Source organism: Alicyclobacillus acidocaldarius subsp. acidocaldarius DSM 446, assembly GCF_000024285.1.
Lineage (GTDB): Bacteria > Bacillota > Bacilli > Alicyclobacillales > Alicyclobacillaceae > Alicyclobacillus > Alicyclobacillus acidocaldarius.
Map to the genome: position 1 here is coordinate 2,631,099 of NC_013205.1, position 26,035 is coordinate 2,657,133.

Here is a 26,035-nt window from a genome sequence, read left to right on the forward strand (position 1 = left end):
TATTGTATCAAACGGATGACCTCCGCGTGCGCGGGTTGGGCGGCGGTCGCCTCGGATCATCCGGCCCTCCGACGCCATCGCGTCAAAGGCGCAGCCGCCGCTTGGCCCTCGCCCCCGTGACAGCGCCGTTGGATGGCGTCGCCATCAGCCGCCCTGCACCGGCACAGCGCCATGCGCCACCGGCTGCTGCGGGACGGCCTGGACGTTCGCCTTGAACACGTACAGGATGACCTCTTCCTCGATGGAATGGATCATCGCTTCGAACATCTCGAAGCCCTCTTTTTGGTAGATGACGAGCGGATCGGCCTGCCCGTACGAGCGCAGGTGCACGCTCTGGCGGAACTGATCCATCGCGTCGATGTGATCCATCCACTTCGAGTCGACCGCGCGCAGCAGCACGAGCCGCTCGAGCTGGTGCATGATCTCGCCGAGCTCCTCGCGGCGCTTATCGTAATTCATCTTCCCGAGCTCGAGGAGCCGCTCCTTGATCTCGTCCCGATCCAGCTTGCGCAGCTCTTCCACCGTCACCTGGCCCGGGTGCAGGAAGTGGTGCTCCGCGTACTGAACGAGCGCCTGCAGATCCCAGTCCTCTGGCACCTGCTCCTCGGAGCAGTACACCTCGAGCATGTGATCGATCAGATCCTCAAGCATACCCTCCACGATGCTGCGCAGATCCTCGCGCTCGAGGATCTGGCGGCGCTGGCGGTAGATGACCTCGCGCTGCTTGTTCAGCACGTCGTCGTAGCGGAGCACGTGTTTCCGGAGATCGTAGTTGTTGCCCTCGACCTTCTTCTGCGCCCGCTCGATGGCGTTGGTCAGCATCTTCTGCTCGATGGGCTGATCCTCGTCGAGGCCCAGCCGATCCATGAGCCGCTTGATGTTGTCCGATCCGAACAGGCGCAGCAGATCGTCCTCAAGCGAGAGGAAGAACTGGGACGATCCCGGATCCCCCTGGCGCCCCGCGCGACCGCGCAGCTGGTTGTCGATCCGCCGGCTCTCGTGCCGCTCGGTGCCGATGATGTGCAGGCCGCCGAGTTCCGCCACGCCCTCGCCGAGGATGATGTCCGTGCCGCGGCCCGCCATGTTGGTGGCGATGGTCACCATGCCCCGCTGACCGGCGAGCGCCACGATCTCGGCCTCGCGCTCATGGTGCTTCGCGTTCAGCACCTGGTGCGGGATGCCGCGCTCGTGGAGCATGCGCGAGAGAAGCTCCGACTTCTCGATGGACGTGGTGCCGACGAGCACCGGCTGACCCTTGGCGTGCCGACGCGCCACCTCTTCGACCACCGCGCGGAACTTGGCCCGCTCCGTCTTGTACACGACGTCGTCGAGATCGACGCGGATCATCGGGCGGTTGGTCGGGATGACCACCACGTCCATGCCGTAGATCTCGATGAACTCCTTCTCCTCCGTTTTCGCGGTACCCGTCATGCCGGCCAGCTTCTCGTACATGCGGAAGTAGTTCTGGAGGGTGATGGTCGCGAGCGTCTTCGACTCGTTCTGGACCTTGACGCCCTCCTTCGCCTCGATGGCCTGATGCAGGCCCTCGCTGTACCGGCGCCCGTGCAGGATGCGGCCCGTGAACTCGTCGACGATGTGCACCTCGTCGCCGATCACGACGTAATCCTTATCGCGCTTCATGAGGCCGTGCGCCTTCAGCGCCTGCGTGATGTGGTGCATCAGGGTGACGTTTTCCGGATCGAACAGATTGTTCACGCGGAAGAACTGCTCCGCCTTTTTCACGCCCGACTCGGTCAGGTTGGCGGTGCGCATCTTCTCGTCGACCTCGTAGTCTTCGCCCGGCTTCAGGCGGCGCACCAGCATATCCGCGCGAAAATACAAATCGGCCGACTTTTCAGCCGGTCCCGAGATGATGAGCGGCGTCCTCGCCTCGTCGATGAGGATGGAGTCCACCTCGTCCACGATGGCGTAGTGCAGCTTGCGCTGGACCATGTCCTCGAGCGACATCACCATGTTGTCGCGCAGGTAGTCGAAGCCAAACTCGTTGTTGGTGCCATACGTGATGTCCGCGCGGTACGCCTCGCGCTTCTGCGCCGGCGTCATGTCGGGACCGTTGTAGCCGACCGTGAGGCCCAGGAACCGATGCACCTTGCCCGTGTACTCGGCGTCGCGCTTCGCCAGGTAGTCGTTCACCGTGACGACGTGCACGCCTTCACCCGTGAGCGCGTTCAGGTACGCGGGCAGCGTCGCGACGAGCGTCTTGCCTTCGCCCGTCTTCATCTCGGCCACGCGGCCCTCGTGCAAAACGATGCCGCCCATGAGCTGCACGTCGAAGTGGCGCTGGCCGAGCACGCGCTTCGCGGCCTCGCGCACGACGGCGAACGCTTCATACAGCAGATTGTCCAACTTTTCGCCGTTCGCGAGCCGCTCGCGGAACTTCGCCGTCATCGATCGCAGCTCTTCGTCCGACATCTTTTCAAATTCAGGCTCTAATGCATTGATCCGATCCACCATGCGGCGCAATCGGGCAATTTCACGTTCGTTCGAGTTGAAGACCTGTTTGAGGAGTCCCACCGAACGGTCACACCCCCATGTGCGGTGAACTTCTAACGATTTATTGTACCGCACGGAAGGGGCCGGGACAATATAGAGATTGGAAAATGGAAATACGGGGGATTCATCTCGAGGAACGGGGCGCCGACGAGTGCGCGGCGCCCCTGGGGTCGTCAGATCTGCGGCTCGATGAGCCCGTAGTCGCCGCTGCGGCGGCGGTACACGACGTTCACTTCCTCCGTCTCCGCGTTCATGAAGACAAAAAAGTCGTGCCCAAGCAGTTCCATCTGCAGGACGGCTTCCTCGACGTCCATCGGCTTGATGGGGAACCGCTTGACCCGCACGACCTTGATCTCGTCGTCCGTTTCCGCCACGGCGTCGCGATCGGCCGCTTTCAGCTGGGGCCGCGGGCCGCGCGCGCGAAACCTCCGGTTCAGTTTTTCTTTATACCGATGAATTTGCTCTTCCAGCTTATCCGTCGCCAAGTCGATGGATGCGTACATGTCCGGCGATTTTTCTTCCGCCCGGAAAATCACGCCGTTGACGAACACGGTCATCTCCACGCGGTGATCCAAGCCCTCGACAGCCATGGTGACGTAGATTTGCTTGTCCGCCTCTCGGTCGAAGTAGCGAGTGAGGCGCGCGATCTTTTTGTCCACGTAATCTTGCAGCGCGGCTGTGACGGCGATGTTGTCGCCATGAACCTGTGCCTTCATCGACAACCCCTCCTTCGTGGGTGCATCCATTATAACGCGATTGCCCCGAAAGAGAGTTGAAATTCTGTGGTGTTTTCTCACACTTCAAGCGCGAAGGTTCGTGACAAAGCCGAGTGCCGATCACGACGAAATGCCCTCGCCGATGAGGGCCTCTTAAGACGCCAAGACCGAGCAGCGCGAGACAGGAGAAACCAATTTGTGTGAGGCCAAACGATCAATGAAGCTGCACGAAAATCGAGACACGTTCCACAGATGCGACATCTATGACTATGACATCAGGTATGGAGGAAAACCCTCACGCCGCTCTAACTGGTGAATTGCAGCACATTTATTGTTTTTATCAAAGAGCCCTTTGCAGAATCACGAGCCCTTGTGCGGCAAGGGTTTTTCGAGCACAAAGAAGGACTTCACCCCAACTTGAGAGAAAGAAAATGGTATCCACCAAACCATTTCTACGGGGGCGAAGTCCAACGTGTATGTTCGACAAGCGTGGCTCTTTTCCTTTGACGAATGGATGGAAATTGACCCTTCGGAGCGGCGTGAGCGTTTTTTCTCCGCGCTCGATCTGGGTCCGTATGCCGCGAAGTTGAGAAGTTTGACACCCCAAGGGGCCAAGCCCATCTCTCGTGAAGCCATCTTGCGCGCATTTCTCGCGGCACCTCTTGAAGGTATCTCGACCTTTACGCAGCTTCACCGGCGTCTGGAGAGTGATTTGCGCTTTCGTTACCAGTGCGGCTTCTCCCTTCACGAATCGGTTCCGTCCGTCTCGACGCTAAGCCGCGTTTTTCAGGCCATCGTCGACAAAGGGGTTGCGGAGACACGATTTGCCGAGTTGGTTCGTCAATGCCGTGACGAAGGGCTCATCGAGGGCGAACACGTCGCTATCGACAGCACGGCGATCCATGCGTATGAGCGGAAACACTCACGCTCAGGTGTCCAGCCCTCCAATCGGGCCAACTGGGGCGCGAAGTTCGATGCCTTTGGCAACAAGCTGGCGTGGTTTGGCTACAAGGTTCATTTGGCGGTCGATGCCAAGAGTGAACTTCCCATGGCGCTCACGGTGACGCCAGCGAACGTTTACGATGGAGAGATGGCCATTCCCTTGATGGAGGACCTCCATCCCACATTTCGCGCCGCGCGACAGAAACTTAGCTGGAAACTCGAGCGAGGTAGCCATCTGAGCGTCCGACGACTGTGGGACTGGAAGGGTGTGGGCTATCGAAAGCGCGATCTTTTTGAGAAATGTTCAGTTTTGGAAACCCTGTGCACACGGACCCAAACGTTGATCAAGCCGTTTTTTGCGCTTCCGTGTAGATGCTCAGGTCCATGTTCAGCAGCTTAAGAACCCTCATGATCTGAGGATTATGAGGCGTTGCAGGTACTCGCTGCCACGTGTCGCCGACCTGCATGTGCACGGTCGTCACTCCATCCAGCATCTCGAGGATGGCCAACCCTGTTGGACGAAAACTCTTTCGATTGCCTGGCAGCATGAGCGGTTCCGTTTCCCGCTTCATCTTCTCTCGGATGAGATATTCCAATACGCTATACAAGAGCAGGGATAACAGCATGACGAAACCGAACGCTTTCACCCGTGTCGGCTTATGCAGGTAGATGGGACCCACGTGATACGGGCTTTTCAGATACCGAAAACGCGCCTCCACCTCGTGTTGTTCCTTATACAGGCGGAGGATCTGTTCATCTGACACACGCTGATCATCGCGGATGTCGGTGATGAGCACAAACGTCGCTTCCTTCTCTCGCCACTGCTGAACCCGCTCCTCAGAAGGCGGTAAGATCGCCACTTCCACACGGTACTGTGTATGCACCGGCGGTGGCGGGTCATCTTTGCGCGGGCGACCGCGGCGCGCGCGTTTTGCCTGCACCTGCTCGGCACATATGCGGGCGGAGATGGGATGCAAAGTGGCACGGTGTTCGTGCATGAAGGTCTGCATGGCCATCTGCGCATCTTGTTCACAACTGTAGACGTTTTGGCTCATCGCCTTGGCCGCTTTCTCCAGCGCAGCCTTCTCACGCTTGAGCACCTCTTTGAGCTTACGCTCCTTCCGGGTATCCAGGCTGGAGGAGCGCACCACGACGAATCGATACGTTCGCCCGTACAGCGTGCGACGGAAGGCCTGGATCCTGTAATGGGCGCTGTCTTCCGCCTCAGCGAGCCGACCGACTTCTTTCCAGCTGTTTTCTTTCTCCCATGCCGCTCTCTTCAGGTCCTCGGACAGCTTATACGTCCCCGGCAGTCGTGAGATGAAATGGAAGTCTTCCTCCGCCAAAAGCTCAAGGTTGTCCTTCGTCACCAACGCCGCGTCCGCGACGTAGACGCTTCTCTTTCGCGTCTCCTCATCGAGCTGGCTCAGGAGTTGCTGGATGTTCTCGAAATTCCATGTGTGATCGTCCAAGTTCCCAGGGTTGACGTTCGCGCATAGCCCCAGACCATGGACGGTGCAAAGTCCAAACACAATTTGCTTGAGATCAGGCCGGTGGTCCTTGGAGAATCCCCGGTCAATGCGAAACGCTGTTTGGTCCAGGTACTCGCCTGTCATAGAGAGCGACGTGGTATCCGCATGGATGGGGATGAGTTCGTTGGAATCGCTGAGCACCCGGAGTCTGCGTAGCGTGTGGAGGGCGATACGCGCGTATAATGCCTCGAGACCTGCGTCGTACAAGGCATCCAGAGCCCGGGCCAAAGCGTCATCATGGAGATCGTCTGCGGAGACGCCGCTTCCAAGCAGGACTTCCACATCCCGTTGCGCGTAGAACTCCTCCACCCGGTAGAGGGCTTCGCGATTCGTGCCGATATTAACCAGCAACGCCTTGGTACGCAGCCCGACGGACAGTTTGCTATCCGGACGTGGCACGAACTCGTCGATAATCTCTACCCACTTCAACTCGTCGATCAGTCTGGCTAAAACGGGCGCAGGCCCCATGACATACGAGCGAACTGGACCGAACAACTGGAAAGCCTCCCGCACGAAGATACGACGGGCTATCCAATTCCACGTGTGGAATCAAAATTCCTGTCGAAAATGAACACAAGCCCGAAAAACGGGCGCGAAATGTGGGCTCCATCACCACGACTGGCGGATTCGCTTCGTGTTAATGGATGCAGGATACGACCAGACGAAAAACTATGAAGCCGCTCGAGCATTAGGTGCTCAGGCTATCATCCCGATGAATCGCCGGAATGAGAAAGAGCCGCCGGAAGGGATGGATTTCGACGGCACGCCCCGCTGCACGATGGGGTATCGGATGACGTATTGGGGCGCAGAGGGCGACTGGCTCAAGTTTCGCTGTCCGCACGCGACAGGCCAGGTCGATTGTCCGCTTGGCATGGCTGCCTGTTCCGCGTCGAATTACGGTATGGTCGTGAAGAAGCGTCTCGACGAGGACGTCCGTCGATACGCGAATCCACATCGCGGCTCTCGCACATGGAAGATGCTTTATGATGAACGGACCGCTGTAGAGCGCTGTTTTGCACGGCTGAAAGAGTGGCTGACGCTTGACGGCGTGCATGTGCGGGGTATCGAGAAGGTCACAGCGCATGCGTACATCAACGCCAGTGTACTGTTGGCGTCTGCTCTGGCGATGCACCGGACGAATCGTATCGAGCAGGTGGCTTAACCTGATGCTTCGAACCGAACACCACTGAAGGGACGTGATTTATCACACAACAGAAAAGGGTTTTTATGGCATGCGTTATCTTTCACGAGAAGTGTGCGTCGTTTTCGCTCGCGATGGAGTCAGTCATTCTGCAAAGGGCTCATCAAAAGGAAAAGGTCACGTTTTTCGAGCCGAGCGCGCATGCTTGACCCTCTATTTACTGGAATTTCATACTATTTCTCATCTCGATTTGCAGCAAACTTCCCTTTGGTACTCGAAGAACCCTTGCTACACACGAGCTCGTGATCTGAAAAAAGCCCTCTATCCGTAGCCAACCGCTTCGATGACGTAACGGGCCACAAGGTCAAATGCGATCAACCTCATCCGCTGGCCACATTCGTATCTGCCCGTTTGTGACATGTAGTTCCAATAACTCTTATGAAACGGCCGCCATGTATCCTTTAATCTTTGCATTGCGCATTAAATAGACGAGCTATTAAGGGGTTAGATGGAAACATGAATCGAAGAAGATCCATCACAGGCTCACCGTCCAGGCCCCGGGTATTCACTACATTAATTAGAAGGAGAATGTAAGGCATCAATATGTGCAGTCCATCCCCGTACATGTCCTCTTGTCTCAGCTCGATCAACGAATTCTTTCCAAAAACGCTGAGCATGTAGGATATTTTTTCTTCTAGTGAAAGGTTGGACTTTAAGCAAATGTCCAATACATCTTTAACCGCATGAAAGAATACTTGCGAAATAAATCTACGGTTATCAGGGCTGATCTGTCCATATTTAGCCAAAAGGTGAACAGTTTGTTTATACAATGCCTCATATGCCTCATAGCGAGAATTAGAAAACTCGCCAAACGACGACCCTTCTCTAATTCTGTAATTATGAAGAATCTCACTTATCATCCCTATTTTTGAGCAAGCCTCAAATACAGACATCGTAAACGCAGTGTCGAAGCCTTTGTATTGTTTCTCAACAAATAGCCTAAACATACTCAAATCAGTTTCTCGCATCGTGTGAATGCGAATGAGTTTGCCCCAAATTGGCCGGAGAAACTGATGAATCGTTGGAAAATAGCGAGGTATATCCGTGGAGGGAAAGGTCAATGTCCGCTCAGGAACTCTGAGCACTCCGCTTTGACCCGTTGCGTCCACATAGTAGCGAGATCCACAGACACACATGTCTAAATTCTCTTCCTCACAATACGTCATAAGCTTTTCTAAAAAAGTAACTTCAAGCCAGTCATCGCTATCGACCGCTGTGAAGTACTCTCCCCTCGCAACCTCCATTAACAGGTCATACTTAAACCCTCCGGACCTTGCGGGAGTTCGATAGGCTCGAACTCGACTATCGACCTTTTCGTATTCTTTAATAATTTCCCACGTCCTATCTGAACTACCATCGTCCACGATGATGTATTCAAACTGGGTATAGGTTTGGTTCAATACACTTTCGATGCACTGCCGGATAAACATCTCACTGTTATAAGCTTGGGTCCAGACTGTAATCACGACAATCAACCTCGATTCTAAATTTCTCACAGTAAACTGAACCATAATGTATCTTGGCAAGCGAACGGTTCCGAACAAGAAGGGATAAGCTTACTCGGACACATACCTGAAGTCGTACATCGACTCAAATTCATCTCGTGGGAAGCATAGGGCTCTTGGCCTGTCGAGGTGCGGGCGAGACGTCACTCTCTCAAAGTCTTGTATGTAGCGCCTTCGGCACTCCACATGAGCGCTGCCCTCCCCTATGGTAGAATACCAAGATTTTAATCGGACAGTGCGTAACACCACTTCGCAAGTGTTCTTACCCTTGCGTCGAGTCATACGCTCGCTAAAGCGCGAGCGACCCACGACACGCGAGCGTACTCCCAGGGCTACCTTCGCAAATTATGCGGAATCGATGCATCCAGGACGGTTTCATTCAATTGGAATCGAATTGTGGTATACTGAGCACGCTCGTACATTGTTTGAGAGTGAAGACACAGGATGATAAGGAGTTCTGGATGGATCGCTCATTGGACCGCCTACAGATTGTGGATGACGTCATGCAAGCGTTCGCCGACCGCGAGGACATAACCGACAAGTGGCTGATCCGACAGACCATAGCGACCGCCGCTATGCGGCGCGCGATCCTGGCGACATTGCCCATGCGTCCCGGCATGCATATCGTAGACGTCGGTTGCGGTTACGGCGCGCTTCTCTTTGACATAGCTGCAATGCACAGCGTGCACGTGACCGGGATCGACCACTCGCCAGCCGCTCTCGCTGTGGACGAAGAAATCCTATCGACACTTGCAGCCCGTGGCGCCTTGAAGGATGGCGCGTCGATCACACTCCAACGAGGTGACGCCATGGCGCTTCCCCTTCCCGATGGCTTCGCCGATGGTGTCGTCTCGCGCTTCCTTTTCCAGCACATACCAAATTCGCGCACCGCAGCGGCCGAAATGTTCCGCATCCTGCGGTCCGAGGGCTTTGTCTGCGCCATCGATAGCGACGACGCCCTTTCCATAGAATATCCAGCGGATCCGCCGGCCGTCACGCGAGCAAAGGATGCCCTGAAGTCTCTACAGCGCGCGAAAGGCGGCGTTCGGGAGGTCGGACGGCAGCTCGCGTCGATTTTCCACGATGCGGGATTTTCCATCACGCAGACGTTTGTCGTGCCCCAAGCAGTGTACAGCCTAGCACCTAGCGACCTCGCCCGCGACATACTCGCCGAGCAGCTTCAGGCAGGCCGACAGGAACTCGTCGCTCGTGGCATACTTACCAAGCCCGAGTATCTAGAGCTGCTTCGAGACCTCAGGCAAGAAGAGGCTCGCTGGCAGTTCTCCATGCATGCCGAGATCGCCGTGATCGCGCAGAAACCGAGCTGAGGCGGATGATCTCCGCCCGCCTCATGCCTCAACCTTGGCCCACGTGTCCGCCCACGACTGCCAGAAATCTCGCATTTCCTTGTACTCGCTTTCCACCTTCGATGGCTGCAGGAACCACTCAACCAGCATCTTATAGAAGTACGCGTATGCCGCATCGGCCGCCTTGCCTGCTTCCGTCGACGTGTCGAGGTTACTGCGCAAAAAGGTGATAATGTCTTGCACGTACTGGATGTACGTGCGGGCCCCCATGATGTCACCTTGATCAACGAGAGCCTTGACTTGATCGACGCACTCTACGGCCCGCTCATGGAGCTTCATGATCTTTACCTTAAGTGGCATGCTGTTGACGGACGATTGGTAGGCGCGATGTGGATTCAAGCCACTACCCCCTCCCAACAAGTCGTCTAAAGAGCGCATTGGTCGCGGCGAGACGCCTAGGCTCCCTGCAATGCCCTCCAACAGTTTCGATTCAGGGAACAACCTACTTGCTTGGCTTGCTACTTCCTGGGCGTGAGCGATGTTTTTGTGGCATAAGGCGAGATCGATCTCGACGATGGCCCGCCGTACTGTGGGCTCGTAGGTGAGACCACGCTCGAGCCAGTTGAGACTTGCCTGAATGTCGCGGCGCCGAAACGCACCCAAGGCCAAAAAGTCGCACTCCCAGCCGCGTTCGCCGAGCCACGCAGCCTTCCAGACTTCCTCGCGAAGCGGAGACGCCAAAACCCTTGACAGCGCGAGATCTCGGTCTTCTGCCCTTGGTAGCCACGCAAGAAGCAACTCATCGACACGAGCTAGCAGCAACTCGTCCAGGATCGGGCTAATGCAAAGACCTTGCTTGCTCGTTAGCCACTCAGACAGACGCTCCCAACGCTCCGGTTGGTCGCGTAGGCATCTCTCTGCCTGGTCGCGATCTCCTCGTTCAAGTGCAAAGAGCGCCTCGTACCATTGAATTTCCCGTTCGACCGTCGAATCCACTCGGACATCGTTTGCGGGTAGAATACCAAGTACCGCGCCGAGTGCGCGCAGTTTTGCGACGATTGGTGCCGTCACGGGCGTTTGTTCGATTTCATTGATGAGCCGCCAAGCATGGTCGACCCGCCATACTGCTCCTGCGAGGGCAAGATACGCAAGACAGACTGGATCGTGGCTCGCGAGGGCACGGAGTTGCTCGAATACGCTTGGATCATTCAGCGGGAGAAGCGAAGCTAAGAAAAAGAAGGTGCCCTCCTGACGCAGGTTCTCACGTAAACTCTGTACAAAATATTCTCGAGCAAGTTCTACATCGCCCTCGAGTAGCCAGAGTTCGCCGAGCTTCGCAGCCGCGACGTATGAGCCCGCGCCAGCTATGGTGTCGATAATCTCAGATCGAATCTCACCAATTTCACGACTGCGCTCAAACAGCCGAATCGCCTTTCGCCAATCGCCGCGTTGCATCACATAGAGTGCATGGACGAATGGGACGTCCGGGATATTCGGAAAGAATAGCTCGGCTTCTCTCGCCAGTGCCTCGACTCGGTCATAATTGCCAAGATCGCCGTGCGCTGCGATCATCATGCGATACATTCGCAGAACGAGATGCGGCTGGTTAACTCGACCGCGCTGAAAAAGGTCGTATGCGCGCTCGCCCAGCTCCACGACTTTTTTTGGATCACCTAACCGGGCGTATTCGGCCATAAGGTTCGTGATATGAAAAAAATTATCCGGATCAATTGCCAGGGCCTGATTTAAGATCTCGAGATTGCGGTCCGACTTGCCTTTAAGCGCTACGAACTCGGCTAGATAACCTAAATGATGAATCTCGACGTCAAGAACCTCGATTTGACCGCCTTTGGCGATCACGTCGTACAAAATTTGTTCGTGGATAGAACCCATGTACGAGAAACCGCGTCGAAAGACGCGCACCACGCGAACACCGGGTGAACGGACAAAACGAGCCACTGATCCTAAGTAGTTGACGAGGTCCACAGTATAAGCGTCGGCCCGCCTCTCTTGGAGCGCCTGACGCAGGCGAACACCGTCCTCCTTTGGCAAAAACTCATCAGCATCGATCACAAGCACATACTCGCCCAGCGCATATCGCAACGATTCGTTTCGGGCTACCGCAAAGTCTCCAGTCCACTCAAAATGATACACACGCGCACCGAATGACTCGGCGATGCGAGGAGTGTCATCCGTAGAACCTGTGTCTACTACCACGATTTCATCTGCTACGCCTTGGAGCGAACCTAAGCAACGCGGTAGCACATGAGCTTCGTTTTTCACTATGAGACAGGCCGAAAGTAGCACGACGATTCTCCTCACAACTTGCTGGATTCACTACATACACATTTCGCCGCAGCGTAGGCACGTAAGGCAGGACGACCGGCCAGGGTTTCATCCCGTTGACGTGCAATTTGCTGGGTCAACTTCAGTGCGGCTCGATAAATCGCATCCGTCTGTGCCAACAGTCGACAACGCCACCGATCAGGAACTTCACGGAACGACAGGGACACGGCAGCCAGTTCCTGGTCTCTGTGAAGCATCACTGCCATTGCCTCGTGAAAGTGTCCCGATGCGAGATACGCCAAAACCTCGTTACCCAACAGCCATGCTCGCTCAGCATGAGAGGAGAAAGATGGGTCATCCACAGGAGCGTGCACCCGACATCACCTCACGCTGTGCTGGTGGAAGACGACGACTTAAACAGCGCAGAAAGCTGTTGCATTTGCGCCTGTGCCTGTTGCATCACGCTGTTCAGTTTGTTGAGCTGATTCTCATACTGCTGGACGCGGTCTTGAATTTGAGCGTCAACCAGGTTCAGGTAGTTTTGAAGGGTCGTTTGTTGAGACTGTAAAGCGCTGATTTCGGACTGAATTGGCGATTGACCCGTACCATTCGGATTGCCGATGAGCATTGTATTGAGAAGATTATACAGATTTCCCAATACACCCGATGTAGGGATGGCTTGTGGCGCTGTTGTGTCGACAACCCCAAATAACTGTTCGACAGCGGACAAATTCGAGGCAAGTGCCTGCTGGAACATCGTTTGTCCGTCCGGCAACGTACCAGCTGCTGAGCTGAAACCGGACGCAGATTGAAATTCGAGATGACCCGTGGTCGGATCGAGAACGATCCCGATCGAAGCGAGAGAATTGTATTGAGACGCGACAGAACTAGCCACACTGCTGACTGCCGCTGGAATTTGTTGCAAGAGCCCTTGCGTCAGAGGATCTCCAAAGAGCGGTCCCGCCGAACTGCTCGTCTTTGCACCCGACGCCGGCGTGTAGGCTGTGTCCTGACGGATTGTGTCGATTAGGGTGTTGTACGCATTCATCCAGGTCTGTACCGCCTTCTCTGCGCCACTCGTGTCATTCGACAGGGTGACATTGGCAGTCCCAATGTTGTTCAATTGAATCGTGACGTTCGGAATATAGTTCTGGAATGTGTTCGTCGAAGAACTCAGCGTCTGTCCGCCAACAACGATTGTCGCGTTTTGGGCCTGAGTATCTGTCTGGAATGCAATTTGAGCACCGTTTGATCCAACATTCGTCTCAGTGACAGTGAATCCGTACGCTTGACCCGTCTGGATCGACGACAGAGCCAAGAAATACGAGTTTTGCCCGTTCGAAATGACCGACGCAGCAACGCCCGTCTGAGTCGTCTTTTCATTGATTGCGTTTGCGATGTCCTGAAGCGACTCACCCTGCGCGATGTTGATGGAGACTGGTTGCGCCTTGTTCAGCGTGTTCGGTGTGATCACAAGCGTTCCACTCGCCAGGGTTGAGGCACCATTCGCAGTCGATTGCAATCCTGAGGTTTGAAACGTCGTTTGTGCTTGCGCAAGGGACGTCACCTGGATTGAATACGTGCCGACGCTCGCCCCCGCGGACGCCGTAACCGAAAGCACGCTCGAGTTGCTTGTCGACGCTTGGACCGTGCTCCAGCTCTGGAGACTTGCCAGCGTCTCCGTTGCCTGTTGGAACGTCTGAAGCGCTGACTGTAATGAACTCAGCGCACTTTGTTGCGAAGTGAGAGTCGATATTTGGCTTTGGAGAGGCTTTTCAAGTTCTTGTTGAAGAATGGTTTGTAGATCCTGCACATACTGCGTAACAGGCAGACCGTTCCCCGATGGATTTGAGACTGTATTCAACTGTTGAAGCAAGCTAGCGGCCGTCTGGAGACTTGACGCCGATAGGCTGGAAGCGTTAATCGCCATTCGTTAGCCCCCTTCAGGGAAGCCCCAGCCAAGGTGGCCGGGGCTGACGTCCCTTCTTGTCATTGCAACAACTTGAGGATCGCATCGGGTTGCTGATCCGCCTGCGCCAGCATCGCAAGCCCGACCTGCTGAAGCACCTGCTGTTGGCTGAACTGCGTGTACGCCTGCGCCATGTCGGTGTTCGTAATGGTCGACTCCGCATTCTGAAGATTGTCGGCTGTGTTTTGCAAGTTAGAAACTGTGTAATTGAGCCGATCTTCGACAGCGCCGATCTGCGCCTGGTATGAAGACAGACTTGTAATGGCAGCTTGGACGAGCGAAATCGCCTGCTGCGCGAGAGATTGGGATGTGATGTGCAAGTAAGGACTAGAAGTGCTAACGTGTCCCTTAAATAACGCACCGATATTTACAGCCGCGATTGTTACGCTTAGTTGTGAGTTCTTCGTGCTATCTGTGTTAATTTGGAATACAACCCCTGAGGTTGCAAACGTTCCGTCCAGAAGAGTTTTAGTGTTGAACTTCGTCTGGCTTGTAATATTGTCGATCTGCTTTTGCAAAGCAACAAATTCCTGGTCCAGGTTATTTAAATCGTCTGAGTTTTCAGTTCCGTTCGCCGCCTCCACCGCAAGCGTGTTCATCGTTTGAAGAATAGAGGTAATCTGATTCATAGCACCAGAGGCAGTCTGCAGCATGCTAATGCCATTTTGAGCATTTTGAATGGCCTGATTGAGCGCATTAACCTGAGCAGTCATTTGCTGTGAGATGGCATATCCTGCAGGATCGTCAGCAGCGCTGTTGATACGGTTACCGGTAGAAAGCTGTTGATACGACGTGTTGATCTCGTTGTTCACATACTGCAAATTCGAAAGAATGCTTGCAGCCGACGCATTGTTGTTTACACTGAAGTTGAGAGACATGAGCAACTCCTCCTCCGCTTGTGTTCTTCTCTAGCTTCGGCGCCTCCGGGCGCCAATTTTGTTTCACCGCGTAGCGGCGGAACACGATAGACAGTTTTAGCTTGGCAAGTAATTGACCAAGGACGGAAGCAGAATTTGGGCGCCCATTTGCAGCGCAGCCTCGTAGATCACCTGATCAGTTGAGAACTGCGTCAACACCCGCGCCATATCCGCCCCTTCAATCCCCCCTTTCAAGTCTGTGAGATTTGTCTGGTATTGGGTCAGCTGATTTTGCGCCGCCGTCATGCGCTGGATGCGCGCGCCGAGCGCAGCATTCAAATTGATAACCTGATTCAAATTCACCTGCAAATCGGACAAGTCTTGTTTGAGATTCCCTGAGTTTCCGGAATATATGTCTGTCTGGATGTTGTTGAGCGTATCTTGCAAATTCGGAGCGGTGCTTGAAGGTTGCACAAGAAACAAGTCATAGGCGGTGACTGTCACTCTGACCGAAACACCATCCGCGATTTGATAGTTGATATTGGGTGGACTCGCTTGACTATCATCAAATGGATCATACGACCTAGAACCTGATGAAGGACCAGCGCCCGGCGGAATCGGCTGTGGCGTATCCGTCGGCGACGTCTTGAGATACGTCGTAGGCGCCGTGTTATCCGCCTGACCACCAAACAGATATCGATTTCCAACCATTTGATCTGCAATCTGATAGACGCCTTGGATTAACTGACTGACTGTCGCAGCGTAACCCGCCAGGCCGCCTTGGCTTTGATTGGGCGTGTTTAACGCCGCGACAATGTCTGATTGAATTTGCTGGAGCTGAGAAATGATCCCCTGAATCGCCGTTTGAGTAGCGTTCATCCAGGAGAGCCCCGTTGAAATTGTGGACAAACTTGCCGAGACTTGAGACACCTCAGCAGACAGATCCATGTCTTCCGACACAGCGACAGGATCGTCTTGCGGGAGGTTTAAGACTTTGCCTGTAGACAATTCCTCCTGTACGTTTTGCATGGCCGTGTTAATGTTTTCCATATTGTAGAGAAACTGCTGCTGTTCCATCCAAGGCGTAATCCGCACTGATGATCACCTCAGGGCTGTACCATGTTCAGCAAGCTCTGCATCATCGTTTGGAACGTCGCAATATACTTCGCCGCAGCGGCATACGCGTTTTGGTAAGAAATCATGTAAGATGCCTGCTCGTCAAGCGACACGCCCGAGATCGACTGACGTAACTGCGTACTCTGTTGGAGAAGTGCGTTTGCGGTTGCCTCGCTCGACGTTACACCCGAGGCGGTCATACCGATGTTCGACACCATGCTAGCCAGCGCCTGATCTAGAGTCCCGGTTATCTCGAATGATGCACTCGATGAGCTTCCAGACCACGGATCGTTATACGTGTATGCATAAGAAGTGCTCACACCCGCATTTTGCAATGGTGTGGCCTGAAGATTCACAACCGCTAACTCGGTCGAATTATCCCCACTCGCATCCAATGACGGGATGGGGTGCAGATCATTTGCAGTTGCTACAACCTGCACTTGCCCCCCCGAAAACACCCCATTGCTCGCGCTTGTGTCCAGATTTACAGGAGTTTGAAACAAAGCCACTTGACTCTGTTGATTCACAGCTTCCGCGAAAGCGTTAAGAAACGCATTCAGATTCATCAGAAGCTGCGCAACATCTTCGTACCCTTGCAAATTCCCCGCCATCTGGCCACCTGTTATTGCAGACAGTTTTGATGAAGATACCTGCGTAAGCGTGATTGATTTCGTTGTCGGATCTTCTTTTAGCACCTGTACACTGTTAGACCCTTCGCCAATTGAAACATTTACTGTACCATCTGCATTTTGTGACAGATTCAGATTTGCCAACTGAGACATTTTATCCAATATTTGAGCTTGTTGATCCAACAGTTGATTTGGATTTTCACCGTACTGCTGCACGGTCTGGATTTGCTGCTGAATGCTCAGCAGATTTTGCGCATACTGGTTAAATTGTTGCACCTGGCTGTTCACAGTGTCCACGAGGTTCTGTTGCAATTGCTCTAACTGTTCGATTACGGTATTGAAGGTTTGCGCCACCACGTTGCCCTGCGATATCACCGCTTGGCGAGCCGCCGTATCCGATGGATCCGTCGACAGCGTTTTCCACGCACTGAAGAACTGATCCATGGCATTTTGTAAACTGTTTGAACTCGGCTCATTGAGAATACCTTCGATCTGCGTCAAGACGGAACTCCGGGTCGTATAGAACTGATACGTACTTTGATTTTGCCTATCCTGGACATCGTAAAACCAGCTAGCCTGACGCGCGACGGATTGCACCGACACCCCTTGACCCAGTTGTCCGGCAACAAGCGGCCCGTAGCCCGGTTCTGGCGGATACGGAACGTTTTCCGCGAAGTTGACCGTCTCCTGCGCGTAACCCGGTGTGTTGGCATTGTCAATGTTATTGCCAACCACACTCTCCGCTTCCTGCATCGCCTGTAACCCGGACAACCCGATGTACAGCGGCGAAAATGTCGGTATTCCCATCACCCGTCACCTCTGCGTCACGCCCAACCTTGAAATCTATCCTTCTGATACAAGCGATCGAGAAACGACCGCGAAATCTCCAGTCCCTGTTGCACCAATTGCTGCTGCAGCGTCACATTTCGCACAATTTTGCGAAGTCGTTCAGCATCTTCTGTCGAAACACATCCCGCGAGCTTGTCGACGCAGTGGCACTGTTCAGCCACGAGCTCTATCAAATCTGCTACTTCACCTCGTGTTAGACGAGCCAACACTTCATAGGTGAGTACTTCGAGGCGAGCCAGCAAGCCCTCGACTTCATCCGTCGCCATTGAGCACGCCTCGCTCCACCATGGCTTGCGCAATGTGTTTCAGATTCACCTGATACGTCCCGCTTTGTACCGCCTGCTGTAGCTGCTGAAGCTTCTCTAGCCTGCTCTTATCGGCCGGCGTGTTCGCCGTGGCGCCACTACTCGCGCTCGATGAGACGAGATACGAACTCGGCGGAATCCACATGGCCAGTCCCCCTTGTCCCTTCACTATGTACAACGTCATGTTTTGTCGATCCGTTCGGGCTGAAGAAAAATTTTTTTCGATCGCTTCGCAGAACGTAAAAAGGCGGCCGATGCAGCCACCTCTTTTTACAGCACGACCCGCGAGACCACTGCAGAATCTTTTTCGTTTTTGGACGCCTTCACTGAATATCTACGCCCAGACGCTTCCTTCCTGCGAGAGACCTAATTTGCCACGCAAATTCTGCAAAATCGCCCGATAGCGGTGATAAACCTGGGATTTCGTGGAACCCAGGACCACTGCCACATCCTGAAAACTGAGCGATTGCTCGAACACGAGCGACAACAAGATCTGATCTTCTCGTGGCAATTCGGCCATTTTCGACACAATCTGTCGAACCAACTCTTCCCGCTCCCACGCCTCGATAGGGTTATCGCCGGTTACGTGATCCAATTCCATCGGATCACTGGCCTTTTGATAGGCCTCAATGGCCTGCGCCATCGGTGTGGACCGTGGGGTTTTCAGCAATGACGAATCTCGAAGGGCTGTGAGCATCGCGTATTTGATTACTTGCTTCGCGTACTTCTCGTCCACTGTTCGTCCGCGAGTCCGCTGCCACAGCGCGCTGAGAGCAGCCGACACAAGATCCTGCTCGTCCACCATGGAACTTCGCCGATATCTAATCAGCTTTTTGGATAGTCTGTGTATGTACGGTAAAAACGCTTCGAACTCCATCGCATTCCCCAACTCACATCCGGCTCCTCGGCTGCGACGATGACCTGCTGTAAAATCCTTTTTCCCGCTGAGCATCGTGCGATGGCCCTTGATTTCTCCCCGCCTCCTGGCGACTGTCGTTCTGGACTTGCCTCGCCATCTCCTTCGCGCAGTTCGCGCAAAGCCTGCCCGACTGCGTCGGGGTGCCACACCGCTCGCACGGGTACACCATGTTCGGGTTGTTGCGCAGCAGGAGCCGGCCGTCGCGGATAAATTGGACGATCTCGTCGTACGACACGTCCGTCCCGTTTGCGACTTCGTAGATGTTCGCGAGCGGGTGCTGGCGCAGATACGCCCGGATGGTCGCGAGCTTCTCGTCCTCGTCCTTGATGCACTCCGGGCAGATGTCGCGCCCCACGCGGTTGAAGAGCTTCCCGCATCGGCGGCAGTTGGCAATGGCCACGGTCATCCCTCCACCTTCATGATTCGCGGTTCGTCGACAAAATCCTGCCACGCCCTCACTCCACCCGCGCGATCACGACGGCATGCACCGCGCGCGCACCGGCCCCGTACAACGCCTGGGCGCACGTCGCGAGTGTCGCGCCTGTCGTCATCACGTCGTCGACGAGCAAGACGCGCCGCCCCCAAATGGCTCCAGGGTCCGCGGCGACAAACTGGCCCGCGAGCTCGCGCAGGCGGCGGGACCTATCTTTCGCGGTCTGGGAGCGGGTGTGGCCGGAGGTGCCGAGGCGCGCAAGCGCTCGCACGCAGGGCAGGCCCTCCGCGCGGGCGAAGGAGGAGGCCACGAGCAGGACGTGATCGTACCCCCGCATGCGGAGCCTGTCCGGCGCAGTCGGCACGGGCACCACGACATCCGCCGGCGGGTGCGCGCCGTGGGTGGCGGCGAGCGCCGAGGCGAAGAAGGGGGCCATCTCGACGACGCGATCATACTTGTACGCGCGGATGAGGGTGCGGACGAAGTGATCGTAGACGAGGGCGCTCGCGACGAACATCGGGCGCCCGGCGGCGCGAAGCCGGACCGTTTGCACCCGGATGGGCACGAGCGCGAGATTTTGCTGGCAGAAGGCGCAGAGCCGCCCCATCGCGTCCCGCTTGCCGGAGCGCCCATCCGCCAGTTGCGCCGGAATGGGGCGGCTGCAGACGGGGCAGGGCTCGTCGTTCGAGGGAAAGATCCAGTTGAGGGTCTGCTGCACGAGGCGTTGCGCGAGGAACGACGGCGTATACGCGCGGGCCACGGGCGCGCCTCCCCTCCGATTGGGCGATCACGGCCGCGCGTCGAGCCTGGAGAGCGTGAACCAGAAGTCGCTGCCCTTGCCCTCCTCGCTCTCGACGCCGACCTCGCCGCCGAGCGCGGTGACGATGTGCTTGACGATGGCGAGCCCAAGGCCCGTCCCGCCGGAGGCCCGGCTGCGGTCCTTGTGCACGCGGTAAAACCGCTCGAACACCCGCGGCAGCGACTCCTTGGGGATCCCGATGCCGTTGTCCTTCACGTGCACCTTGACGCGATCGACCAGCACGTCCCAGGTGACGCAGACGCGGCTCTTCGGCGGCGAGTAGTGGATGGCGTTCGTCAGCAGGTTCAGAAACACCTGCAGCAGGAGATCCGGCTCGGCCCAGACGTGCAGGCGTTGTTCGCGCGGCAGTTCGATGGTGATCTCCTTTTCGTTCGCCACGGGCCGGACGCGATCGACGGCGCGCACGAGCACCTCGTACAGATCGACGGCGACCGGGTCCACGTGGCTGTCGCTCGCCTCCAGCTTCGAGAGCTCGAGCAGATCCGACACGAGGTTGCCCATGCGGAGCGACTCCTCATAGATGGTGCGCAGGAATTTTTCGCGCGCCTCCTCGTCCACGTCGCCGTCAAGCAGCGTCTCGGCGAACCCGCGAATCGCTGCGATGGGCGTCTTCAGCTCGTGCGAGACGTTGGCGACGAAGTCGCTCCGCATGCGCTCGAGGCGGCGCCACTCGGAGACGTCGTTCACCAACATGAGCACGTCGTGCCGACCGTCGGCCTTGTTCCGCATGCGGGGCGCCGCGGAGATGGGCACGAGGCGCACGGCCACGGTGACGCCGTCGCGGATCTGGAACTCCCCGGACCAGGGCGTGCCGAAGAGAAGGGCGTGATCGATGGCCGAGCCGAGCTGGTAGTTGCGAAAGACGGTCCAGTGATCTCGGTCCTTCCACTGCTCCACGGGCCGGCGGAACAGCCGCTCGGCGGCGTGATTGACCATCTGCACCTGGCCGTCGCTCCTGAGGTAGATGACGCCGGTGGTCATGTTCTGCAGGATGTGCCGGAGAATGTCTCGCTCCTGCGACAGATCCGCCAGCGTCTCCTGGATGCGCTCGGCCATGCGGTTGAAGTGGCGGAAAATGGCGATCTCGGCAGGGCGGCTCCGGTACTCGTACATGCGCACGTCGTAGCGGCCCTGGACGATGGCGTCCATGGCGTCGAGCAGGTAGCGCCTGAGGCTGCGAAACCAGCTCATCTGCCACAACGCGAACAGCGCGCCGATGGCGAGCCCGACGCCGAGCCCGATGGCAAACGGGATCATGACCCGGACGTGCCTTCCGTGAACTTGTACCCGATGCCCCGCACCGTGCGAATGTACTTCGGATTCTTGGAATCATCCTCGATCTTTTCGCGAAGATGCGAGACATGGACGTCGACGATGCGCGTGTCCGTGGCGGCGCTGTATCCCCAGACGCGGTCCAGAAGCTGATCTCTCGACAACACGTGCTCAGGATTCTCCATGAAGTATTGCAGGAGCTCGAATTCCTTCGGCGTAAATTCCACGAGTTGGCCGCGCACGCGGACCTCGTGGCGCGCCACGTCCATCACGATGTTGCCCGCGCGCAGCACCTTCCCGCTCGATGTGGGCTGGGCATCCTCCTCGCGGCTCTCGGTGCGGCGCAGCACCGCCCTGGCGCGCGCGACGAGCTCCCGCGGGCTGAACGGCTTGGTGACGTAGTCGTCCGCGCCAAGCTCGAGGCCAAGCACGAGATCGACCTCCTCGTCCCGCGCGGTCAGGAGGATGATGGGGATCTTGACGCCCTCCTGGCGGAGGCGCCGGCACACCTCGAGCCCGTCCATCCCGGGCAGCATCAGGTCGAGCACGACGAGATCGTACTTCGACGCGCCCTGTTTCAGCTTCTCGTACGCGACGCGGCCGTCGTCCACCGTCTCCACGTCGAATCCCGAGCGACTGAAGTTGTATTCCACCAACGTGCGAATGGACGCCTCGTCGTCCACCACCAACACGGTAGGCACACGTTTTCCCTCCGCTCACTGGTACTGGCCTTATTGTAACAAGAACCGACAGGACTCGGCCACGATCAGAATGGAGAATTCCTTTGAATCTTGTCAAATCCATGCCAATATGTGAAACTTAATTCGGAAGCTAGAGGAAGTGGGTGTGGACGTGTCGATAGGAGAAACCATCCGAACTCTCCGCACAGCGCGCGGACTGAGCCTGGCCGAACTGGCGGATGATCTCGCCAGCCCGGACCTGTTGGACGAAATTGAATCGGGCAGGGCCCTTGCGCCGTACCCGCTCCTCATCCGAGTGGCGGATCGCCTCGGCGAGCCCATCGACAGATTGCTGGCCGACGTCGATCCGCACGCCCTGCTCCAGGCGGCCATCCGCGTCGCCCAGTACGACGTGGCCGCAGGACACCCTCATCGCGCACGCGACATCCTCACGCACCTGCCGGAGGCGTCGTTTCACACGCGCAGCCTGAGCGAGTACCGGCTCACGCTCGCGCGCGCCCTGCGAGGCCTCGGCGAAGAGGAAGAGGCGGTGGCGCTGCTCATCCCGCTCGCGGAGGCGGCGCAAAGCGCGGACGACGCCCGCCTCGCGTTCTACGCATTGCGGGAGCTCGGCTTTGCGGAGTGCGATCGCGGCAACGTCCCCGGGGCCGTGCGCCTGTGGAAGGACGCCCTCGCGCGCGTCGACGCCCTCGCGGCCACGTACGCCGTTCCGTCACACGAGCTCCACGCGCTCGCCGTGGAGCTGTACCTCCACCTCGACGATCTCGACCCGCACGCCGAGGGTTTCGACGTCCCGTGGCGGCGCTCGAGCTTCGATCCGCAGCCGCGCCTGCGGGCCGAATTCGCACCGGCGGACGCCGCCGCACCGGTGTCCAAGCCCCCCTCGGCGCCTAAGGATCGGCCGTACCTCGCCGCGGCCGAGCGGATGGCCGCCTCCGCGCCGGCGCTTTTCGTCGTGGCCGAGGAACTTATCGCGGACGCGCTTCGCCACCTCGCCGTCGATCCGGCGCAGGCGAGGGCGCTCGCGGAGCAGGCGTCGACCCTGCTGTTTGTCGGGCGGCTCGCCGAGATCGAAGCGTCGCTCCACGTGCGCCTGCTCGGGGCGGCCCCCGGCGCAGCCCGCTTGTCCACCCGGCTAGAGCGCGCGTACCTCATGACCGCCGTCTCGCCCGGGCGGGATCTCGCCGCGTTTGCCGACGAGATTGCGCGGCAGTTGGACGACGGCGAGATCGACCGCGCGGCGACCTTGCTCGAGAGCGCGCAGGCCATCGCGGCGGAGCTGCCGGACCTCGAGGATCTCACCGCGAGGCGGGCGCGGCTCAAGCTCACCCTCCTCGACATGGAGGCCGCCTACGCCAAGCGGCCGCGCGAGCGCGCGTCGCTGCGCAAGCGGCTCATCGCCTACGAGCAGTCGTTCCCCGAGTGGGGAGAGGCCGCCCTGCACCGCCGAGCCTGCCAGCTCCTCATCCGCTGGCTCGCGGAGGCGCGCGACTTCGAAAGCGCGCTCCGGTACGTGCAGAAGCTCGACGCGTTGAGCCGCGAGCCTCGCCCGCCGGTTCCGTTCGTGTTCTGACCTCAAAGCGCGGCGCTGGCGCGGACGACGCCGCCGACCACGTGGATCACGTGGACGCGCACGTCCGGCGCGGAGCCCAGGCGGATGGCGGCCACCTCCTGGTCCGCCTCCGCCCGGTTCGCCACCGGGATATACGCCACCTCACAGGCCATCTTCGGCGCCAACCGCTCGACGACGGCCCGCGCCTCGTCCGCAGGCGCCACGTCGATCACGACCACGCGCGCCACGGGCCGTCGCCACCGCGCACACGCCCTCCGCAACACGCCCTCCACGGCGCCGCCGCAGCCCTCGGCCACCAGGACGATCCACTCGCCCCCCTGCGACCGAGTCGTCGCCCCGCCCGCAAATCGCCCCGCCACGGCGCACGCCAGATACACGGCCACCGCCATGGCAAACGCCGTCGCCATCCACATGCGGGCTCACCCCCTTGCCCCAGCGTATGCGCCGGAGCGAGAAGGGACCCTTGCAGCCGTCAGCTTTCAGAGGCGATCCGGCAGGATCCACCGCTCCCTGTACGCGTGCAGCACCGCTTGGCTCCTGTCCGACACGTTCAGCTTCGCCAGAATGTGCGACACGTGGTTTTTCGCTGTCTTCAGCGTGATGTGGAGCGACTCCGCGATCTGCTCGTTCGACTTGCCCGCGGCCATCTGGCACAGCACGTCGAACTCGCGCGCGGTCAAGAGATCCTTCCATCCGTCGCTCGGCTTCGCGTACCGCTCGATCTCGCCGAGCACCGCGCGCATCACCTGCGGATGCACCATGGCGCGGCCCTCGTGCGCCTCGCGGATGGCCCGCAGCAGGTCCTCCATCGGCGCGTCCTTGACAATGTAGCCGCTCACGCCCGCCCGGACCGCCTCGAGCACGACCGGCGACTGCTCATGCATGGTCAACACCACGATTTTCGGCCGCCACGCGAGGAGCGGCACGGCCTTCAGCACGCAGAGGCCATCGACCTCGGGCATCGTGATGTCGAGCAGCAGCACATCCGGGCGCACTTGCTCGACGTCGCGCAACACCTCGTGGCCGTTCGCCCACACGGCCACGACCTCGATATCCGGCTCATACGCCAACAAATCCGCCAAGGTCAGGCGGTACTCCGCATTGTCGTCCGCAATCGCGACGCGAATGGGCAGCTCGTTGGTCATTCCATCCCCCTTGTTCAAAGCAACCCCGAATGTCCAATCTCTTCTTGCACTTGATGATACCAGATTCACGCCCATCGCGCGGCGTAAAAAAATGCCCTCCGGCAGGGCGCCGGAAGGCACACATCATGGGGTGTAAGGGTGATGTCACAGACATTCGATGCCAAAAGCGGTGTTTGTGAGGGTCCGCTGGCGCCGCGACAAACTTTTGTCAGCGCCGCCAACTCGCTCGGCTCGCCGTTCAGCTCAGCGCGAGGCGGCGGATCTCCTCGACCTTATCCGTACGCTCCCACGGGAGATCGAGGTCCGTGCGGCCGAAGTGGCCGTACGCCGCCGTCTGGCGGTAGATAGGCCGGCGCAGGTCGAGATCGCGAATGATGGCCGCCGGGCGAAGGTCGAACACCTCGCGGACGATCTCGACAATTTTCTCGTCGCTCACCTGCCCCGTTCCGTACGTGTCCACCGAGATGGACACCGGCCGCGCGACGCCGATGGCGTACGCGAGCTGGATCTCGCACTTCCTGGCGAGCCCGACCGCGACGATGTTCTTGGCGACGTAACGAGCCGCATAGGCGGCGCTCCGGTCGACCTTCGTCGGATCCTTGCCCGAGAAGGCGCCGCCGCCGTGGCGCGCGTACCCGCCGTACGTGTCGACGATGATCTTCCGGCCCGTGAGCCCGGCGTCCCCCTGCGGCCCGCCGATCACAAACCGCCCCGTCGGATTGATGAGGTACTTCGTGTTCTCATCCAGCCACTCCGGCGGGACAATCGGGCGGATGACGCGCTCGATCATGTCGCGCTCCACAGTCTGAAGCGTCGTCTGCTCGTCGTGCTGCGTGGAGATGACAATCGTGTCCACCCGCACGGGCCGGTCGCCCTCGTACTCGATGGTCACCTGCGTCTTGCCGTCAGGACGCAGGTAGGTGAGCTCGCCGCTCTTGCGCACTTCCGCGAGGCGGCGCGCCAGCCGATGCGCGAGCGAGATGGGCAGCGGCATGAGCTCGGGCGTCTCATCGCACGCGAAGCCGAACATGAGGCCCTGATCCCCCGCGCCGATCTCGTCGATCTGTGCGTCCGTCATGTGCCGAACCTCGAGGGCGCGATCCACGCCTTGGGCGATGTCCGGCGACTGCTCGTCGATGGACGTGATGACGGCGCACGTCTCGGCGTCGAACCCGAACTTCGCGCGGGTGTAGCCAATCTCCGAGATGGTGCGGCGCACCACCTTTGGGATGTCCACGTAGCAGTTCGTCGTGATCTCGCCGATGACGAGCACGAGTCCCGTCGTCACCGACGTCTCGCACGCGACGCGCGCGAGCGGATCATATGTCAAAATCTCGTCCAACACTGCGTCGGAGATCTGATCGCAAATCTTGTCCGGGTGGCCTTCCGTCACGGATTCCGAGGTAAACAGGCGTCGCTGTGCCAATCTGGAGCCTCCTTTGGC

The 26,035-nt window shown here is 58.0% G+C and carries 21 protein-coding genes and 2 pseudogenes; 4 read left to right on the forward strand and 19 right to left on the reverse strand.

Going from position 1 to position 26,035, the window contains the following annotated elements:
* Positions 1-144 precede the first annotated feature (144 nt).
* A complete protein-coding gene (gene secA, locus AACI_RS12615; protein ID WP_012811798.1) occupies positions 145-2,535 on the reverse strand; it encodes a preprotein translocase subunit SecA in 2,391 nt (796 codons plus the stop codon).
* A gap of 152 nt (positions 2,536-2,687) precedes the next feature.
* Positions 2,688-3,230 carry a ribosome hibernation-promoting factor, HPF/YfiA family gene (hpf, locus tag AACI_RS12620; RefSeq protein WP_012811799.1) on the reverse strand — a complete coding sequence of 181 codons (543 nt, stop codon included), beginning with the start codon at positions 3,228-3,230 and terminating at the stop codon, positions 2,688-2,690.
* 472 nt (positions 3,231-3,702) lie between these two features.
* On the opposite strand from hpf, the pseudogene AACI_RS16780 reads away from it, so the two are divergent.
* Positions 3,703-4,350: pseudogene (locus AACI_RS16780) on the forward strand (transposase); the annotation flags it as partial.
* A 166-nt stretch (positions 4,351-4,516) separates the two neighbouring features.
* Here AACI_RS16780 and AACI_RS12630 read toward each other — a convergent pair.
* Positions 4,517-6,217 (reverse strand): IS1634 family transposase, encoded by a 1,701-nt coding sequence (locus AACI_RS12630; RefSeq protein WP_041707247.1) that lies wholly within the window; start codon positions 6,215-6,217, stop codon positions 4,517-4,519.
* Positions 6,218-6,308: 91 nt separating this feature from the next.
* Here AACI_RS12630 and AACI_RS12635 point away from each other — a divergent pair.
* Positions 6,309-6,866: pseudogene (locus AACI_RS12635) on the forward strand (transposase); the annotation flags it as partial.
* A 440-nt stretch (positions 6,867-7,306) separates the two neighbouring features.
* Here AACI_RS12635 and AACI_RS12640 read toward each other — a convergent pair.
* Complete coding sequence (locus AACI_RS12640) at positions 7,307-8,371, reverse strand: glycosyltransferase family 2 protein (RefSeq protein ID WP_012811800.1); 1,065 nt, start codon at positions 8,369-8,371, stop codon at positions 7,307-7,309.
* 500 nt (positions 8,372-8,871) lie between these two features.
* Between AACI_RS12640 and AACI_RS12645 the strand changes: the two genes are divergently transcribed.
* Positions 8,872-9,738 (forward strand): methyltransferase domain-containing protein, encoded by an 867-nt coding sequence (locus AACI_RS12645; RefSeq protein WP_012811801.1) that lies wholly within the window; start codon positions 8,872-8,874, stop codon positions 9,736-9,738.
* Positions 9,739-9,759: 21 nt separating this feature from the next.
* Here the strand turns inward: AACI_RS12645 and AACI_RS12650 are convergent, their stop codons facing one another.
* The 12 genes from AACI_RS12650 to AACI_RS12705 all read right to left on the reverse strand — a co-directional run bounded on the left by AACI_RS12650 (position 9,760) and on the right by AACI_RS12705 (position 21,873).
* Positions 9,760-12,039, reverse strand: coding sequence for a glycosyltransferase (locus tag AACI_RS12650; protein WP_342626151.1), 2,280 nt, complete (start codon positions 12,037-12,039; stop codon positions 9,760-9,762).
* Between the two features lie 349 nt (positions 12,040-12,388).
* Positions 12,389-13,933 (reverse strand): flagellar filament capping protein FliD, encoded by a 1,545-nt coding sequence (gene fliD / locus AACI_RS12655; RefSeq protein WP_012811803.1) that lies wholly within the window; start codon positions 13,931-13,933, stop codon positions 12,389-12,391.
* A gap of 59 nt (positions 13,934-13,992) precedes the next feature.
* Positions 13,993-14,850 (reverse strand): flagellin N-terminal helical domain-containing protein, encoded by an 858-nt coding sequence (locus AACI_RS12660; protein WP_012811804.1) that lies wholly within the window; start codon positions 14,848-14,850, stop codon positions 13,993-13,995.
* Positions 14,851-14,946: 96 nt separating this feature from the next.
* Entirely contained in the window at positions 14,947-15,906 is a 960-nt protein-coding gene (locus AACI_RS12665; protein WP_245530619.1) for a flagellin N-terminal helical domain-containing protein, read from the reverse strand.
* Between the two features lie 29 nt (positions 15,907-15,935).
* The gene (flgK, locus tag AACI_RS12670) at positions 15,936-17,381 is read right to left on the reverse strand and encodes a flagellar hook-associated protein FlgK (RefSeq protein ID WP_012811806.1); all 1,446 of its coding nucleotides are present in this window, start codon (positions 17,379-17,381) and stop codon (positions 15,936-15,938) included.
* 17 nt (positions 17,382-17,398) lie between these two features.
* Entirely contained in the window at positions 17,399-17,689 is a 291-nt protein-coding gene (locus tag AACI_RS12675; RefSeq protein WP_012811807.1) for a hypothetical protein, read from the reverse strand.
* Entirely contained in the window at positions 17,676-17,912 is a 237-nt protein-coding gene (locus AACI_RS12680; RefSeq protein ID WP_245530620.1) for a flagellar biosynthesis anti-sigma factor FlgM, read from the reverse strand. The genes AACI_RS12675 and AACI_RS12680 overlap by 14 nt, the downstream gene beginning before the upstream one ends.
* Positions 17,913-18,062: 150 nt before the next feature.
* The gene (locus AACI_RS12685) at positions 18,063-18,605 is read right to left on the reverse strand and encodes a sigma-70 family RNA polymerase sigma factor (protein WP_148213875.1); all 543 of its coding nucleotides are present in this window, start codon (positions 18,603-18,605) and stop codon (positions 18,063-18,065) included.
* A gap of 13 nt (positions 18,606-18,618) precedes the next feature.
* Positions 18,619-19,053, reverse strand: a complete 435-nt coding sequence (locus tag AACI_RS12690; protein ID WP_041707602.1) for a TIGR03826 family flagellar region protein — start codon at positions 19,051-19,053, stop codon at positions 18,619-18,621.
* 49 nt (positions 19,054-19,102) lie between these two features.
* Positions 19,103-19,840 carry a ComF family protein gene (locus AACI_RS12695; protein ID WP_012811811.1) on the reverse strand — a complete coding sequence of 246 codons (738 nt, stop codon included), beginning with the start codon at positions 19,838-19,840 and terminating at the stop codon, positions 19,103-19,105.
* Between the two features lie 27 nt (positions 19,841-19,867).
* Positions 19,868-21,157, reverse strand: coding sequence for a HAMP domain-containing sensor histidine kinase (locus tag AACI_RS12700; RefSeq protein ID WP_012811812.1), 1,290 nt, complete (start codon positions 21,155-21,157; stop codon positions 19,868-19,870).
* Entirely contained in the window at positions 21,154-21,873 is a 720-nt protein-coding gene (locus tag AACI_RS12705) for a response regulator transcription factor (protein ID WP_012811813.1), read from the reverse strand. Before AACI_RS12705 ends, AACI_RS12700 begins: the two co-directional genes overlap by 4 nt.
* A 145-nt stretch (positions 21,874-22,018) precedes the next feature.
* Between AACI_RS12705 and AACI_RS12710 the strand changes: the two genes are divergently transcribed.
* A complete protein-coding gene (locus AACI_RS12710) occupies positions 22,019-23,446 on the forward strand; it encodes a helix-turn-helix domain-containing protein (protein ID WP_012811814.1) in 1,428 nt (475 codons plus the stop codon).
* Positions 23,447-23,448: 2 nt separating this feature from the next.
* On the opposite strand, the gene AACI_RS12715 is transcribed toward AACI_RS12710, so the two are convergent.
* The 3 genes from AACI_RS12715 to metK form a co-directional block, all read right to left on the reverse strand.
* Entirely contained in the window at positions 23,449-23,859 is a 411-nt protein-coding gene (locus AACI_RS12715) for a hypothetical protein (protein WP_012811815.1), read from the reverse strand.
* Between the two features lie 66 nt (positions 23,860-23,925).
* Positions 23,926-24,591: a response regulator gene (locus tag AACI_RS12720; protein WP_008339191.1), complete on the reverse strand. Its 666-nt coding sequence runs from the start codon at positions 24,589-24,591 to the stop codon at positions 23,926-23,928.
* Between the two features lie 238 nt (positions 24,592-24,829).
* Positions 24,830-26,017 (reverse strand): methionine adenosyltransferase, encoded by a 1,188-nt coding sequence (gene metK / locus AACI_RS12725; protein ID WP_012811816.1) that lies wholly within the window; start codon positions 26,015-26,017, stop codon positions 24,830-24,832.
* Positions 26,018-26,035 lie beyond the last annotated feature (18 nt).

Excerpts from the sequence above, each read along its gene's own strand:
- AACI_RS12675 (WP_012811807.1), bottom strand. The coding sequence starts at position 17,689 with ATGGCGACGGATGAAGTCGAGGGCTTGCTGGCTCGCCTCGAAGTACTC.
- AACI_RS12680 (WP_245530620.1), bottom strand. The coding sequence starts at position 17,912 with ATGACGTTGTACATAGTGAAGGGACAAGGGGGACTGGCCATGTGGATT.
- AACI_RS12715 (WP_012811815.1), bottom strand. The coding sequence starts at position 23,859 with ATGTGGATGGCGACGGCGTTTGCCATGGCGGTGGCCGTGTATCTGGCG.
- AACI_RS12665 (WP_245530619.1), bottom strand. The coding sequence starts at position 15,906 with ATGGAACAGCAGCAGTTTCTCTACAATATGGAAAACATTAACACGGCC.
- hpf (WP_012811799.1), bottom strand. The coding sequence starts at position 3,230 with ATGAAGGCACAGGTTCATGGCGACAACATCGCCGTCACAGCCGCGCTG.
- AACI_RS12660 (WP_012811804.1), bottom strand. The coding sequence starts at position 14,850 with ATGTCTCTCAACTTCAGTGTAAACAACAATGCGTCGGCTGCAAGCATT.
- AACI_RS12720 (WP_008339191.1), bottom strand. The coding sequence starts at position 24,591 with ATGACCAACGAGCTGCCCATTCGCGTCGCGATTGCGGACGACAATGCG.
- AACI_RS12685 (WP_148213875.1), bottom strand. The coding sequence starts at position 18,605 with ATGGAGTTCGAAGCGTTTTTACCGTACATACACAGACTATCCAAAAAG.
- AACI_RS12645 (WP_012811801.1), top strand. The coding sequence starts at position 8,872 with ATGGATCGCTCATTGGACCGCCTACAGATTGTGGATGACGTCATGCAA.
- flgK (WP_012811806.1), bottom strand. The coding sequence starts at position 17,381 with ATGGGAATACCGACATTTTCGCCGCTGTACATCGGGTTGTCCGGGTTA.
- AACI_RS12690 (WP_041707602.1), bottom strand. The coding sequence starts at position 19,053 with ATGACCGTGGCCATTGCCAACTGCCGCCGATGCGGGAAGCTCTTCAAC.
- fliD (WP_012811803.1), bottom strand. The coding sequence starts at position 13,933 with ATGGCGATTAACGCTTCCAGCCTATCGGCGTCAAGTCTCCAGACGGCC.
- AACI_RS12700 (WP_012811812.1), bottom strand. The coding sequence starts at position 21,157 with ATGATCCCGTTTGCCATCGGGCTCGGCGTCGGGCTCGCCATCGGCGCG.